The sequence below is a fragment of the Kitasatospora sp. NPDC004240 genome (assembly GCF_053603215.1).
The window spans coordinates 1-14,300 of the sequence record NZ_JBSGFD010000201.1; the positions used below are offsets into that span (position 1 = coordinate 1).

The following is a 14,300-nucleotide window of genomic DNA, read 5'->3' on the forward strand; positions in this document are numbered from 1 at the left end:
GGAGCATCGTGGTGCCCACGGCCCGCCCGCCGCCCGGCCCAGCTCCGGCCGGCTCGCGGGCCGTCCAGCCTGCCCCGACGCCGTCGGCCCCGACGCTGCCGACGCCCCCCGCCGCCCGCCTCCACGGCAGGTGCGAAAAGATTTGCGGAAAGATTCCCGGTCGACGAGGCAACCCGATCCGGCCCCCATCGCGTTCAGCTGCCGTGAGAAGGACGCGAAGGACACGACCGACGGGAACGGCATGGCGGCGGGGACGGCAGGATGAGGGACGCGACACGGGACTTCGAGGAGTTCGTCGCCGCCCGCAGCCCACGCCTGCTGCGGATGGCCTGGCTGCTGACGGGGGACCCGCACCTCGCCGAGGACCTGCTGCAGACAGCGCTCGCCCGGGTATGGCCGAAATGGGACAAGATCTCCATCGACCGGCCGGAGGCGTACGTCCGGAAGGTCCTGGTCAACTCGCACGTCTCGTGGTGGCGCCGGCGCTGGCACGGCGAACTGCCGCACGGCGAGCTGCCGGAGCGCCCGACGAACCGCTCGGACCCGTTCGAGGAGATGGTGGTCGGCCAGGTGGTGGCCGCCGCCGTCCGGGCGCTGCCGCCGCGGCAACGGGCGGTGGTGGTGCTGCGCTACTTCGAGGACCTCAGCGTCGAGGAGACCGCCGAGGCCCTGGGCTGCACCACGGGCACGGTGAAGAGCCAGACCTTCCGGGCGCTCCAGGCGCTGCGCGGCAAGCTGCCCGCCCGGGAACTGCTGACCGACGGGGGGCGCCGTGACGGGTGACGAGCACCTGACCGATGACGGCCGGACCACCGGTGACGGCCGGACGCCCGGTGACGATGTCGCCGAGGTGGAACAGGAGCTGCGGGTCCTGCTCCACCGGGCCGCGCCCGAACTGCCGGCGCCCGCCGACCGGATGGCGCGGATCCTCGACCGCGCCGACCGCACCCGCCGGCGCCGGCGGTCCGCGGCGCTCACCGCCGGGCTGACCGCCGGACTGGCGGCCGCCGTCCTGGTGGCGGCACCGGCGATCGCGCCCACCCCGGGCCCGGCCGTCGGACCGGCCGCCGGACCGGCCGCCGGACCGACCGGCGTCACCGGACCGCCCGCCCCCACGCCCACCCCCGAGGTCGGCGCCGATCCCGCCCGGCCCGTCCGGTTCCCGGACCTCGGCGGGGTGGTGCTCGACCTGCCGGCCAACTGGTACGCGATCGCGGCACCCTCGTACGACCCGATGAACAGCCTGGGCCACCTGTCCACCCAGGCGCTCACCGCCAAGGCCACCTGCCCGCCGCCCACGGGCGAGCCGAAGAGCCCCCTCGCCGTCTGCACCCCCACCGGCGAACTCGACAGCGGCGGGGTGCTGATCACCCTCATGCTGACCACCTCGTCGGCCGGACCGGAGGCGTCCGCCGGCCCCGAGCAGCTGACCGAGCAGCCACTCGGCCTCGTGTGCCAGGCCCGCGGCGGCACCCTCAGCCTGGAGGGCGAGCGCACCGGTATCGCCAAGGGCGTCGTCCTGCTGGAGGCCTGCCTCAGGGAGCCGGACCAGCGGACGATCGAGCAGGTCCGACGCCTGCTGGCCTCCCTGCGCCCGGCCGGCCTCCAGGGCGGAGCGAGCGCCGAGCCCACCGAACCCGCCGCGCCCGGCAGCAGCCGGCGCTGAACCCGCCCGCCAGGGCACCACCGACCCCCTCTCGAAGGCCGAACCGCCATGTCCCTACCCCGTCACGCCCTGATCGCCGTCGGCGGAGCCGCCACCCTGCTGCTGGCCGCCTGCGCACCCACCGGTGCGCCCACGGGTACGATCACCGCCGCCGCGGCACCCGACCGGGCACCCGTCGCGGCGTCCACCTCGACTTCCGCCACCGTGCACGCCACAGCGCCCGTCACCGCGCCCGCCTCCGAGCCGGCACCGGGATCCGCCGCTCCGAGCGGCCCGGCCGCGGTGACCGCCGGCCGCCCGGTCCCGCCCGAACTGCCCCGCCGACTGCCCGGCCTCGGAACGAAGTTCCTCGCCGCCGTACCGGCCCAGGCCCGGCAGGTACTGATCGTCACCGGCCGGGGCCCGGACTCCTCCTCGTCCGCCGCCGTGCTGTACACCTACGACGAGGCCGGCGACGGCTGGAAGGCCGGGCCGTCCTGGCCCACCCACAACGCCCGCCGCGGCTGGACCGCCGACCACCGCGAGAACGACCTGCGCTCCCCCGTCGGCGTGTTCACCCTCTCCGACGCGGGTGGCCGGCTGCCCGACCCGGGATCCCGCCTGCCGTACGACCACGACGACGCCTTCACCATCGGCGGCACCGGCTTCGAGGGCGAGCCGCTCGCCGGCTCCTTCGACCACGTGGTCGCCATCGACTACAACCGGGTCCCCGGTTCCTCCCCGCTGGACCGCCGCCGCCCCCGCGGCGGCCGCTACGGCGGCGGCATCTGGCTCCACGTCGACCACGGCGGCCCCACCCACGGCTGCGTGAGCCTGCGGCTGGAGCACATGCGCGAACTGCTGCTGGCCCTGGACCCGGCCCTGCGGCCGGTGGTGGTGATGGGGGACGCGGCGGCGCTGGGGCAGTGAGGGGTGCTCAGGCCTCGCCGTGGAGGTGGCGCTCGAACTCGGCCCGGACGGTCCGGATGGCCCGGGTCACCGCGGCTTCGAGGTTCTCCGAGCCCACATCCACCCCGAATAGAAGGGCCCAGGGCCCGGTGGCCTCCTCCCAGCGGTCGCGGTCACCGGCGTTGCACGGCATCAGGATCGCGGTCCAGCGGGGGCGACTCTGCTCGAACTCCTGGAGCAGGGAGCGATGCTGGCCGTCCAGGAGGGCGAAGCCGTCGACCAGGACCAGGGCGGGGGCCGTCATTCCGGCGCTCAGCAGGGCCCGCACCTCGTCCGGGCCGAAGTCCTGGACGACCGGCCGGTACCCCAACCGGATGACGATGTCGGCCACCCGGCGCGCCAGCGAACCCTCCATCGCGGGGCCGAAGGGGTTCCAGTCGATGGACCGCCGGCCGTAGTGCCGGTGGTCCCGGCCCCGTGGGACCTGGTACCGGTTACCCGCCAGTACCAGGATGCGCAGCTCGGAGACCTGGCTCACCGGGAATGCGGCCGGCCAGGTACGGATGTCCGCGGTCCGGCCGACCGGGATCACCGTGGCCTCGGCGACCTCCACGATCCGACGGGCCAGCCGGTGGACGGCCAGCTCGTAGGAGGACCGGTGGTAGGCGAGCTTCATCAGGGTCTGCAGGCCCTCCGTCGCGTAGTCCGGGCCGAACCCGGCATGGTTGACCTGGAGCTCGGCCGCCACCGGTGGCAGCGGGTAGCGACTCATCGGCGCCCACAGCACCGGCACGATGCCGCTGGTGCGCTCCGAGTCCACACTCGCCTGGTACACCGGGCGCTGGGCGAAGGCGTACCACTGACGGCCGCACAGCTCGCTGTGGAAGTAGCGCGGGGAGTACAGCGGGACGAACACCCGGCACACCGCGATCTCCTCCGAGACCCGCTCCGCCCACTGCTCGCCGTAGCGGTCGGGGTCGTCCATGAAGCCGACGGGGACGCCGCTCGATACCTCGGTGAGCTGGAGGATCTCCTCGCAGAGGTCCCGGAAGAGCCGGCGCTCCCACAGGCCGGCGTTCCGGCGGTCGGTCGTCGACGCGTGGGCGTAGGAGAGGAAGAAGTAGGGCCGGGTGAGGGCCTCGGGGTCACCCGTCGAGGCCCGCGGTTCCGGTCGCGAGGGCTGCGCGGATCGCAGCCGCACATCCAGCTCCGCGGCCCACCGGTCGAATCCTGTCACCCGGGCCTGGTCGATCATCCGTCTCAGATCGGCGGGCAGGGCGTGCCGGAGCAACGCCCGCCGGAGCGAGGGGGGCGGGTCGTCCTCCGGGAGCTCGCGGTCGAGCCAGCCCTCGACCGCCGGGTTGACCGCGTACAGCAGCGCCCCGAAGCGGGCCGGGCGTTCGGTGAGCAGGCCCGGCCGGCCGTCGACCGGTTCGGTGGCGTACTCGATCACCTCACGGAACCAGTCCAGCGGACGGTCCGACAGATCGTCCGCCGGCACGTAGCCGAGCGATCCGTCCTCCAGCACCCGGCCCGGGAGCAGCCGGCCATGGTGGAGGCGGAGCGCGTCGACGGCCGCGTTCAGAACCATCCGCACGCCGAGGGGCGCCTCCGCCAGCCGGTCGCGTAGCAGCGGCAGGTTGGCGAGGGTCGGGAACACCTCGTTGACCTGGGCCAGCCGTACGGCCTCGGCCAGGCGCGGGTCCAGCCCGGTGGCCTCGGCCACCTCGTTCTCCAACAGGTAGGACCGGACCTGCGTCTGGTCGAAGCGATCGAGGAACGGCGGGAGGTCGACGGCCGGGGTACGGACGGTGGCCAGCCACAGCAGCGGGCTCCGGGCGGAGTCCCACAGCTGGGTCAGCGCGGTGACGGCCTCCTCGTAGCGGTCGTCCTCCGGGTCCAGCAGGAGGTCCGCGTCGTCCAGCCAGACCACGGTGGCCCGGGTCGGGAGGTCCGGCGGGGCGGCGACCTCTGCCGTGGTCCGGGGGTGCCACACGATCCAGTCGTCAGGGCGGAGGTGGCGCAGTGCCTCGAAACAGGCCCGGGTCTTGCCGACGCCGGCCCGGCCCGTGACCAACAGCCGCCAGGGCTGGTAGCCGTTGGCGGAGACCGCCACTTCCCGCAGCGTCTCGTCCGTCTCCCGCTTCAGGTACGGCGTCAGCTCCGGCAGGCCGTCCTGCCGCCCCGGGTCGCGGACGCCGAGCGCCAGCGGGGAGGCCAGCACCCGGTCCAGCGGCCAGAGGGCGGCGGAGACCGGGCCGCCCGCCCGCGGCGCCGTCTCGGTGAACGGCAGTGCCTCCTCGCCCACCGTCCCCTCGGCGGGGTGCGCCGTCTCCGGGGCCGCCCTCTCCGGGGCCTGCTCCACGGTCGGCCCCTCCCCCGCCTCGACGGCGACGAAGTCCGCGAGCGAGTCCCGCCGGGCGGCCAGGTACGCGGCGACCTCGCGGCGGACCAGGCGGCGCAGGTGGGTGACGTCCGGGCGCAGTTGGGCGCCGAGCAGGGCCTCCCGTACGCCGGGCAGGAACTCGAACTTCAGCCGGTCGGGGTCGGTGCCGGGGGCGGGCGCCTCCCAGGGGCGCAGCAGGCCGCCGAGCAGGACCTCGGCGAGGTGGCCGTGGTCGGCGTCGGGGAGCGTGGCGCGCCGGACCAGGGTCATCACCGGGAGGACGAGCGGGACGGCGGAGAGGTGGCCGGCGAGTCGCTGGGCGAGCGGGGAGGCGGTCTCGCGGAAGTTCTTGAGGGCGAGTTCGGCGGTCGGGGGCGCGGCGGCGGTGACCGGGGCGGTCGGCGCCGGGGGTTCCTCGCCGACCAGCAGGCAGCTCAGCCGGGTGCGTCGGCCGCCGCCGGCGACCAGGCCGGCGAGCGCGCCGAGCGAGGCGGGTGCGGCATCGACGACGGGGACCGGCATGGGCCGGCGGCGGGTCGCGGCGCGCAGGCGCCGGCCGCGGGGGCGGGCGCCGGGGGTGCTGGTCTCCCAGCCGGCGTTGGGGGCGGCGGGTCCGGTGGCGCGCAGGTGGAGCGGGACGGGGCGGACGGCTCCGCGGGACCAGAGGCGTTCGGGCAGGACGTTGAGCAGGGCGACCGAGCCGTGCCGGCCCCAGCCGCGCAGGACGGCGTCGAGCGCGGGGCGGCCCCAGCCGTCGGCGACGGTGTCGGTGACGACGAGGACCAGCCGGCGTCCGGAGGGGTCGGCGATCTCCTGGGGGCGGCGCGGGGTGCCGCCGGGTCCGGCCGCCAGGGCGGGGGTGCCGCCGGCCTCGGTGCCGCTGAGGTACCAGACCCGCAGGTCGCGGAAGACGCCGGTCTGGGCGATGACCCGGCGCAGGTCGGCGACCAGGTCGTGCCAGAGGGTCATCGAGCGGTGGGTGTCGACGACCAGGGCGAGGTCGAGCCAGCGGCCGGGGGCCGGTCGCAGGACGGGCACGAGGAGGCGCTGGTCGGCGCCGGCCCCGACGGTGGCCTCCTCGTCGAGTTCGGGGGTGCCGCGGCTGTCGGCGAGGGTGCGGCGGCCGAGCGGGCGCAGGGCCCGCATGACGGCGAGCGGGTCGGCGAGGGCGGCGGCGCGGGGGACGCGGACCAGGTCGCCCGGACGTTCGCCGGGCCGGCCGGGGGTGGTGCGGTCGGCGAGGGCGTAGTGGCGGCGGCGCGGGCCGGGGCCGGGGCCGTCGCCTGCGGGCGTATCGCCCTCGGGGTGCTCGGGGACGGGGTCGGCGCCCGGGTCGGCGCCGGGCGGGGGGTCGGCTGCGGGTGCGTCCTCGGGCCGCTCCTCCGGTTGCTCCCCGGCGGGCGTGCGGGCGGCGCCGCCGAGGCAGGCGGCGAGCCAGAGGATGTCGGCGAGCTCCTCGGGGCCGGGGTCGACCGCCGGGGCGGCTCCGGCCTCGGTGAGCGCACGCAGCAGCCGGTCGATCACGGTGCGGCCGGTCCGGTGAGCTTCTGCAGGACGGTGTGCAGGAAGGCCTCGCGTTCCTCGTCGTCGGACCAGGCGCCGCTGAGGCGCAGTTGGACGGCGTTGAGGAGCTGGTCGGTGGCGAGGTCGCCCTCGACGCGGCGGCGTTCGAAGGCGCTGATCAGGTCGTGGACGAGCGCGCGGCGTTCCCGGTCGAGGTCGGCGGGCAGGTGCAGGCGCTGGCGGATGATCTGTTCGAGCTTCTCGGTGGTGGGGGGCTGGACGTGCAGCCGGATGCAGCGGCGCAGGAAGGGCGGCGGGAAGTCGCGTTCGTTGTTGCTGGTGAGGACCACGAGCGGGAAGGCCCGGCACTGGACGCGGCCGCCGCGGACGGTGACGGTGTGGGCGCCGGGCTCCGTCCCGGCATCCCCGTTCTCGTCGTCGGTGCCGATCCGGACGCGGCTCTCCCGGGCGGCGATCCGGGCGAGTTCGGGGATCTCGTAGCCGCCGTCCTCGAAGACGGTGAGCAGGTCGCCGGGCAGGTCGATGTCGCTCTTGTCGATCTCGTCGACGAGCAGGACGCGCGGGGTGTCCTGCGGGAGCAGCGCGGTGCCGAGCGGGCCGAGCCGCAGGTAGGGGGCGATGGAGTGGTCGTGGTCGGGTTCGGGCTGCGGCTGCCCGGCCGCCGGGGACTCCCCGGTGTCGCCGCCGCGCAGGTGGCGCAGGTTGGCGTCCTGGAGACGGCCGATGGCGTCGTAGTGGTAGAGGCCGTCGCGCAGGGTGCTGCGGCTGGTGATGGGCCAGTGCAGGACGGGGCCGAGGGCGAGGTCGGCGGCGATGCTGTGGGCGAGGGTGGACTTGCCGACGCCGGGCTTCCCGGTGACCAGCAGCGGGCGGCGCAGGTAGAGGGCGGTGTTGACGGCGTCGATCTCGGTCGCGTCCGGGACGTAGCCGGCGCCGCGCCGCCGGGTGCGTTCCCAGGCGGGGCCGGTGCAGCCGGGGGGCCGGTAGCCGGGGTCGGGGGTGCCGTCGAAGTCGCGCCAGGGCGGCTGTTTGCCGTCGAGTCTGGCGAGGCGTTGCGCGGGGGTGCCCTCGCCCTGGTAGATCCACCAGTCCTTCATGTCCTCGTTCCTTCCCTTCTTCTGCCGTCGGGATCCTGTCCCGGGAGCTCGGGTGGGGTGGTGCGTCGGGTGCGCTCCCGAGGGCGCGCGCCGGGGGCGGGGCGGTGCGTGGCGGGTGGTGCGGGCGGTGCGGGCCGGGCGGTGCCTACAGGGTCGTACGGGCGGTGCGGGCAGGGCGGTGCGCGGTACGGGCCGGGTCGTGCGTCAGGAGAGCGATCGGGTCTGCGGTCGGTGCTCGGGGTCGTCCCAGAGCAGGACGAGCGCCTGGGGCGGGGCGTACGGGCCGCCCGCGCGCAACCGGCGCACGGTGTCGGACAGCCGTTCCAGGTCGGGGCCGGTGCCCGGGGCCTCCTCAGGGGTGATCAGCGCGACCAGGCCGCTTCCGTCGGCGCCGTCCGGGAGGACGTCCGGGGGCGGGCCGCCGCGTCGCCAGAGCGCGATGGGCAGACCGGCGTCGAGCAACGCGGCCAGGGTGTCGGGCAGTTCGCGGTGCGGCACCTCCACGAGCGCGCACACCGGGTGGTCCTCGGCGGCGAGCCGGTCGACCCGGGCGTCGTCCGGCGCGGCGCCGCGCAGCGGGAGCAGTCCGGCCGGATCGGTGCCGCCGTACGCGCGGAACCAGGCCCACTTGCGCCGCCAGGCGTCCTCGGCGAGGCCGGTGCGCTCGTCGGGCGCGCGGACCACCACCTCGAAGCGGCGGCCGAGTTCGGTGTACCGGCCCTTGCGGCGGATCGGCAGCTGCCAGCGTTCGAAGTCCTCGTCCAGCAGGTCCTCGGGGACGTGGAACTCGATGCGTTCGACGCCCGGCCGGGCCGCGTCGCCCAGCAGCTGTCCGGTGAGCGCGGTGCGGACGGCGTCGCGGCGGATCGGGCCGTCGGACTCCCAGAGGTGCTCGAAGCCGTCGCGGTGCAGCCAGATCCGCACCAGGTGGGCGTCCTGCTCGCTGGACTCGACCAGCTGGACGTGGAGTTCGCCGCGGCCGTCCCCGGCGGGGGCGTCCGGCGCCGGGACGGCGTCGGCGGCGATCCGCCCGGCGGTGCGGCGCACCCAGCCGGCCAGGGCCTCGGCGCGTTCCGGGTCGGGCTCGCGGGCGGCGAGGAAGCGGACGTACAGCAGCGGGAGCGGCAGGCTGCGGGCGGTGCCGAGGCGTTCGTCGAGGTCGCGCAGGACGGCCATCGGGTTGCGGTCGGGCAGCGCGGGGCCGGGCGGGGCGCAGCCGGCGACCTCGAAGGCCCAGCGGTAGGCCTGGTAGGCGTGCTCGGGCGGGCGGGGGCCGGGGAACAGTCCGCGCAGTTCGTCCCAGGCCTGCTGGTCGAGGCGGGGGGCGCCGTCCGGTGGCCGTTCGGTCCAGTGGTGGCCGTCGAGGGGGTTGCCGTCCCAGCCGGTGATCCGCCACTGGATCTGCTGCCAGGCCCGGCCACCGACGGCGAGCGCGGCCAGATCGTCACGGACCAACGCCGCGATGTCCGGCAGCTCCCGCACACTCTCGTCCAGACTCCTGCCCGACAACCGGCTCAACAAGGTATCGGTGAGCCGGCCCACACCGTCCACGTTCTGCGCCGGCATCCCCGGCCGCGAGGCGAACAACACGAAATCCCGCCGACCCGCGTCACGCCCCCCACGACCGTAGTCCACCGCACCGAACCGCGCCCGCGCCGCCGCCGGCAGGTCCAGACGACACGCGTCACCGATCGACACCACCCGCCGGAACCGGTCCCGCACGACACTGGCCGAACGCCAGAACCGCAACGCCGACCCCAGATCCAGATGCCGGATCGGCTGCTCCCCCGCATCCGCGAACGGCAACAGCAACCGGTCGTCCTCACCCGCGAAACCGTGCCCCGCCCAGTAGATCCACAACAGATCACCGTCACACCCGGGCAACTCACGCAACAGGGCGTCCTCGATCCCCGTACTCACCGCCGGACGGTGCACCAACGGCTCCCCCGACGACGTCACCGGCCGCTCCGCCGCACCGAACGGCTCCAACGGCGACAGGAACAACCGCACGTTCGCCACCGGCACCCCACCCGGCCCCGTCAACCACTGCGCCATCCGCACCGCATCCCGCGCCGGACCCCGCAGATCCCACCCCCGCCCCACCCCGTACGACTCGATGCCCACCACCAACGCGAACACACGCTCCGGCGCGAGCGGCCGGCAGGGCGGCGCTCCGGCAGCGCTCACCCGACGGGTCCGGGGGCCGCCGGGGCGTCGCCGCGTACGGCGTGGTGGACGGCGGCGGCGATCGCGTCGTACACGGCCGGGAGCTTGAAGTAGGCGCTGTGGCAGTGCGGGAAGGGCTGGCGGCTGCTCACCTCGCGGTCGGTGACCCGGGGGTCGCCGGGGAACACCGGGCCGGCCCGGTAGCCGAGCAGGTCGCGGGGGTCGTAGAGGTTGAGCCAGTCGGGGAACCCGGGCGGCAGGGCGGCGCCGGGCTCCAGGCCGTTGAGCGCGCCGAGTTCGTGCAGGAAGGGCGCCTGGGAGCCGACGGTCACCAGTAGGTCGAGGCCTGGCAGCGGCGCGCCGTCGGCGGCGGCGAGGGCCAGGCAGTCGACCAGGGCGATGCCGCCGAGGCTGTGGCCGATCACCACGGTCGGGCCGGGGGCGGCGGTGATCCGCTCGGCGAGGAAGGCGCGCAGGGCGCCGCCGCGGGCCTGGTAGCGCAGGATGTCGCCGAGCGCGGGCGTGGCGCCGACGGTGAGCGTGCCGCGCTTGGCGTCCAGCAGGCGCTGGCCGCCGACGCGCATGCCGAGCCTGCCGAGGACGGCGGCGGCCCGGCCGGCCGGTCCGCGCGCGGTGCCGCCGAACAGGTCGGCGAACAGCTCGACCAGCCGGTCGCGTTCGTCACCGGTGCAGAGCGCGCCGGGGCCGGCGTCGGCGAGCAACTGGGCGACCAGGGCGCGGGCGGTGGCGGCGGTGAGCTCGGCGCCGGCGACGGGGTCGAACGCCTGCTCGCAGGCGCGGGCGAACTCCTCCGCGCCGTCGACCTGCCTCAGCGCCCCGGGCAGGTGCGGGGTGAGGCCGGTGGCGTCGAGGAGCTCGGCCAGCCGGGCCCCGCCCGCCCCGGTCGCGGCCGTGGCGGGGTCGGCGGCGAGGCCGGACAGCAGCTCGGTGGCCAGGGCGCCCGGGTGGGGGGCGCCGGGGAAGCCGAACCCGTAGTCCTCGGTGGTGAGTTCGGCGAGCACCCGCAGCTCGCAGAGCGGGTCGGCGAGCAGTAGCGTCCAGTCGTCGTGCTCCTCGGCCACGGGCGACCACGGACCGGTGGGTCCGGTGGGTCCGGTGGGTCCGGCCTGGGCGGGCAGGCCCGGGAAGCCCGGGATGGAGGCGCCGCCCGCGCCCAGGGCCGCGCCGTACTCGTCGCCCCAGTAGCAGGGCGCCACCTCGGCGTCCGGGAACCGCGCGCCCAACTCCTCGGCCACCAGGGCGAAGAGCGGGTCGAAGCCCTCACGCCGTACGCCGGTGCCGTGCACGAAGAGGAACCGCATGACCGCCCCCGCCTCAGGTTCTGTCCCGTTGTGATCCGCCCAGCACACTAGCGCCGCCCGACCCGGCCCACAGCCCGTCCGACGGTACGGGCGAACGCCCGTGACCGGTCTGATACATGATCAGTACACGGTGATCGCACCCTGGTTGTGCGACGCCGCGGCCGAACGCCCTACACCGGGCGCCGGCGGTCCCGGCCGGGACCGCCTCCGAGGCGGAGGACCTGCGCCGGCTCGCGGAGCGGGCCTACCCGGCGGCGGGCCTGCTCACGTCGCCTCCTGGCGGTGGGGTGAATCCCGGGGCGGGGCCGTAACCCGGGCGGCTCGAGCTCGTTGGGTCGGGCATGAAGAAGCGCAGCATGCTTGCCGTGGCCTCGCTGGCCGTGGGTGTCGTGGCGTCACTGACCGCGCCGAGTGCGCACGCCGGGGTGAGCGGGGTGCCCGTCGACTCGTTGGGGCCCCTGAACCACGGCGCGGTGCTGGACGACGTGCCCGCGGTGGCGGACGGCCGGGGCGTGAGTGACGCGACGGGGTACGTGACGGGGACCGCCAACGGGTTGGTGGGCTGACGGTCCCCGCCGGTCGTGGGGCCGGGGGTCAGCCGGCGGGGGCGCCGAGGTCCTGGGTCCAGTAGAGGCCGCCGGGGCCGGGGGCGATGCCGACGCCGATGTCCTTGAAGGCGCATTCCAGCATGTTGGACTGGTGGATGCCGCCGTCCATCCAGCGGGTGAAGACGGTGTTGGCGGTGCTGGGGCCCCGGTCGAGGTTCTCGCCCCACTGTGACCAGCGGTAGCCGGCCGCGGTGATCCGGGCGTCGGGGCGGACGCCGTCCGGGGTGGAGTGGTCGAAAAAGGCGCGGGCGACCATGTCCTCGGAGTGCTTCTGGGCGGCGGCGTGCAGCCGCGGGTCTATTCGCAGCGGCCCACAGCCGACCTTGGCACGTTCGGCGTTGACCAGGTCGACGACCTGGCGTTCCAGGCTGGGGCGGGTCGGCGTGGGGGTGGGCGTCGGCGTCGGCGTGGGGGTCGGTGCGGGCGGGACGACGACGCTCGGCACGGGTACCGGGGTCAGGGTCGGGGTGGGCGTCTCCGGTGCGGGGGCGGACAGCGGCAGGACGACCGGGGTGTCGGGGACGCTGGCGGGCGTGGTCGGCTCGGGTGCCGGGGCGGACTCCGGGCTGTGGGAGCCCGGCCAGACGAACGCGAGGGTGGCGACGGCGAGCAGGGCCGCGCCGCCGGCGCCGACGGCCGTACGGTGGCGGGCGAAGAGGTTCGGTCCGCCGGAGGCGCCGCCCGAGGAGCCGGCTCCGGAACCGCCCGCAGAACCACCCGCGGAGCCTCCCGCCGACGGACCGCCGGCCGCCGCGCCGCCGGAGCCCCCGTCGGCCGGGAGTCCGCCGTCCGCCGGATGCCCGCCCGTCGCGGCGGCCGACTGGGGGTCGAAGGGCGGCGGGATCGGCAGGTCGCCCATCGGGAACGGGACCAGCGCCATGCCGGCGAGCAGCCCCTCGGCGGGGAACAGGTCCCGGCCGAGCCGGTCGCAGGCCATGCAGCCGCGGATGTGCCGGGCGACGCGCTTGCGCCAGACGGAGCTGGGGGTGCCGTCCCAGTTCGCGGTGACCTCGGCGAGTTCGGGGCAGCGCGGGTAGGCGGCGAGGGCGCGGACGACGACCCGGCCGGCCTCCAGCTGTTTCTTCATGCGCTGGACCCGGACGGCGGTGTGCTGGGGGCTCAGGTCGAGCGCCTCGGCGAGCTCGGCGCGGGTGAGCTCCCCGCTGGCCTCCAGCCACCAGAGGGAGAGCAGTTCGCGGTCGTCGGGGTCGAGCCAGCGGGTGGCCTCGGCGACCTCGCGCCGCTGGCCGGACAGGCCGAGGCGCAGGATGGTGAGGTCGGTGAAGTCGGCGCGCGGGTCGTGGACCTCCCAGGTCTCGTCGAGGCCGCCGACGGCCGCCTGCGCCTGGCCGGTGCAGCGGCGGCGCACCTGGTTCATGGTGATCGCGACGAGCCAGGAGCGGAAGGAGCCGGGGTCGCGGAGCCCGTCCAGTCCGTCGAGGGCTCTGATCATGGTCTCCTGGGCGATGTCGTCGACGTCTGCGTGGCCGTCGAGGGCACGGCCCGCCACGTTGTAGACCAGCGGCATCCAGGTGGCGACGAGTTCCTCCCGGGCATCGCGGTCGCCTGCCTGGGCGGCGAGCACCAAGGTGGTGCCGGTGGGGGTGTTCCGACCGGCCCTGCGCCTTACGTCAACATTCATGGTCCGCACTCCGTGTTGCCGTTCCGTTCCGCCGCTGCCTCTTCGGAGACCTCGGGGAAGAGCTCAGATAACAGCAATTCGCGCGGATTCGGAAAACGGGGGCCGGGAACGGCCCCGGGTACGGACCGGACGGTCTCCAGGGCTGTTACAGCAGGCCTTTGGACGCCTCGTCACGACGGGGAAGCGAAGACCTGGGTCCACCAGGGGCCGCCGCTGCCGGTGCGGACGCCGACGCCGAGCTGCTTGAAGGAGCAGTTGAGGATGTTGGCGCGGTGGCCGGGGCTGTTCATCCAGGCGTTCATGACGGCGGCCGGGTCCTTCTGGCCGCGGGCGATGTTCTCGCCCCAGGCGCTCCAGCGGTAGCCGGCCTGCTCGATCCGGTAGTCGGCGTGGTGACCCTCGGGGCTGGCGTGGTCGAAGTAGCCGCGGGCCGCCATGTCCTCGCTGTGGTTCTGGGCGGCGGTGGTGAGGCGGGCCTCGACGGTGACCGGCCCGCAGCCGTTCTGGGCGCGCTGGGCGTTGACCAGGTCGGCGACCTGCTGGGCGTACTCGGCGGCGGTGCCGGTGGCGGGCGTGTTGGCCGGCTTGGCGGTGGAGCTGGGCTTGGCCGTGGTCGCGGTGGCGCTCGCCCGGGTGGTGGCGGTGGGCGTCGCGGTGGCGGTGGCGCTGGGCGTGGGGGTGGTGGTGGGCGTGGCGGAGTCCGTGGTCGCCCCGGCGGTGGTGGGGGCGGCGCTCGGGGAGGGGAGGAGGGTGGCGAGGGCGGCCGGGTCGATGCCTCCGGCGCCGGGCACCTGGATGCCGTTGTGGTCGCCCGCCTCGGCCTTGATCGCCGGGCCGCTGCCGGGGGCGAGGCCGTCGACGTCCATGGCGACGGAGTTCTCCCCGATGCCGTGCTTCCCGTCGAAGGCCGCGAACCCGGCGCCGGCCAGCACGCCGATCACCCCGGTGCCGGCCACGACCGCGGCCACGGCCACGGCCGGGCCGACGCCGCCCTTGCGCCG

Annotated in this window: 10 protein-coding genes; 4 read left to right on the plus strand and 6 right to left on the minus strand. The window is 75.6% G+C overall.

Annotated features, from left to right (window positions below):
- Positions 1-261: 261 nt before the first annotated feature.
- From ACWEQL_RS34930 to ACWEQL_RS34940, 3 genes are read left to right on the plus strand one after another with little or no spacing between them, the layout of a single operon-like run.
- Complete coding sequence (locus ACWEQL_RS34930; protein ID WP_452154408.1) at positions 262-783, plus strand: SigE family RNA polymerase sigma factor; 522 nt, start codon at positions 262-264, stop codon at positions 781-783.
- A complete protein-coding gene (locus tag ACWEQL_RS34935; protein ID WP_452154409.1) occupies positions 773-1,666 on the plus strand; it encodes a hypothetical protein in 894 nt (297 codons plus the stop codon). Before ACWEQL_RS34930 ends, ACWEQL_RS34935 begins: the two co-directional genes overlap by 11 nt.
- Positions 1,667-1,714: 48 nt before the next feature.
- Positions 1,715-2,575 carry a L,D-transpeptidase family protein gene (locus tag ACWEQL_RS34940; protein ID WP_452154410.1) on the plus strand — a complete coding sequence of 287 codons (861 nt, stop codon included), beginning with the start codon at positions 1,715-1,717 and terminating at the stop codon, positions 2,573-2,575.
- Positions 2,576-2,582: 7 nt separating this feature from the next.
- Here the strand turns inward: ACWEQL_RS34940 and ACWEQL_RS34945 are convergent, their stop codons facing one another.
- From ACWEQL_RS34945 to ACWEQL_RS34960, 4 genes are all read right to left on the minus strand, one after another.
- Positions 2,583-6,464 (minus strand): TIR-like protein FxsC, encoded by a 3,882-nt coding sequence (locus ACWEQL_RS34945; RefSeq protein ID WP_452154411.1) that lies wholly within the window; start codon positions 6,462-6,464, stop codon positions 2,583-2,585.
- Positions 6,461-7,561 carry an AAA family ATPase gene (locus tag ACWEQL_RS34950; protein ID WP_452154412.1) on the minus strand — a complete coding sequence of 367 codons (1,101 nt, stop codon included), beginning with the start codon at positions 7,559-7,561 and terminating at the stop codon, positions 6,461-6,463. Before ACWEQL_RS34950 ends, ACWEQL_RS34945 begins: the two co-directional genes overlap by 4 nt.
- A gap of 204 nt (positions 7,562-7,765) precedes the next feature.
- Positions 7,766-9,070: a VMAP-C domain-containing protein gene (locus ACWEQL_RS34955; RefSeq protein WP_452154413.1), complete on the minus strand. Its 1,305-nt coding sequence runs from the start codon at positions 9,068-9,070 to the stop codon at positions 7,766-7,768.
- Between the two features lie 674 nt (positions 9,071-9,744).
- A complete protein-coding gene (locus ACWEQL_RS34960) occupies positions 9,745-11,049 on the minus strand; it encodes a hypothetical protein (protein ID WP_452154414.1) in 1,305 nt (434 codons plus the stop codon).
- Positions 11,050-11,390: 341 nt separating this feature from the next.
- Here ACWEQL_RS34960 and ACWEQL_RS34965 point away from each other — a divergent pair, with 341 nt between their 5' ends.
- Positions 11,391-11,615 (plus strand): hypothetical protein, encoded by a 225-nt coding sequence (locus ACWEQL_RS34965; protein WP_452154415.1) that lies wholly within the window; start codon positions 11,391-11,393, stop codon positions 11,613-11,615.
- Between the two features lie 28 nt (positions 11,616-11,643).
- On the opposite strand, the gene ACWEQL_RS34970 is transcribed toward ACWEQL_RS34965, so the two are convergent.
- Together ACWEQL_RS34970 and ACWEQL_RS34975 are read right to left on the minus strand one after the other, a co-directional pair.
- Positions 11,644-13,299: a sigma-70 family RNA polymerase sigma factor gene (locus tag ACWEQL_RS34970; RefSeq protein WP_452154416.1), complete on the minus strand. Its 1,656-nt coding sequence runs from the start codon at positions 13,297-13,299 to the stop codon at positions 11,644-11,646.
- 170 nt (positions 13,300-13,469) lie between these two features.
- On the minus strand, positions 13,470-14,300 hold an 831-nt coding region (locus ACWEQL_RS34975), incomplete at its 5' end, for a CAP domain-containing protein (protein WP_452154417.1).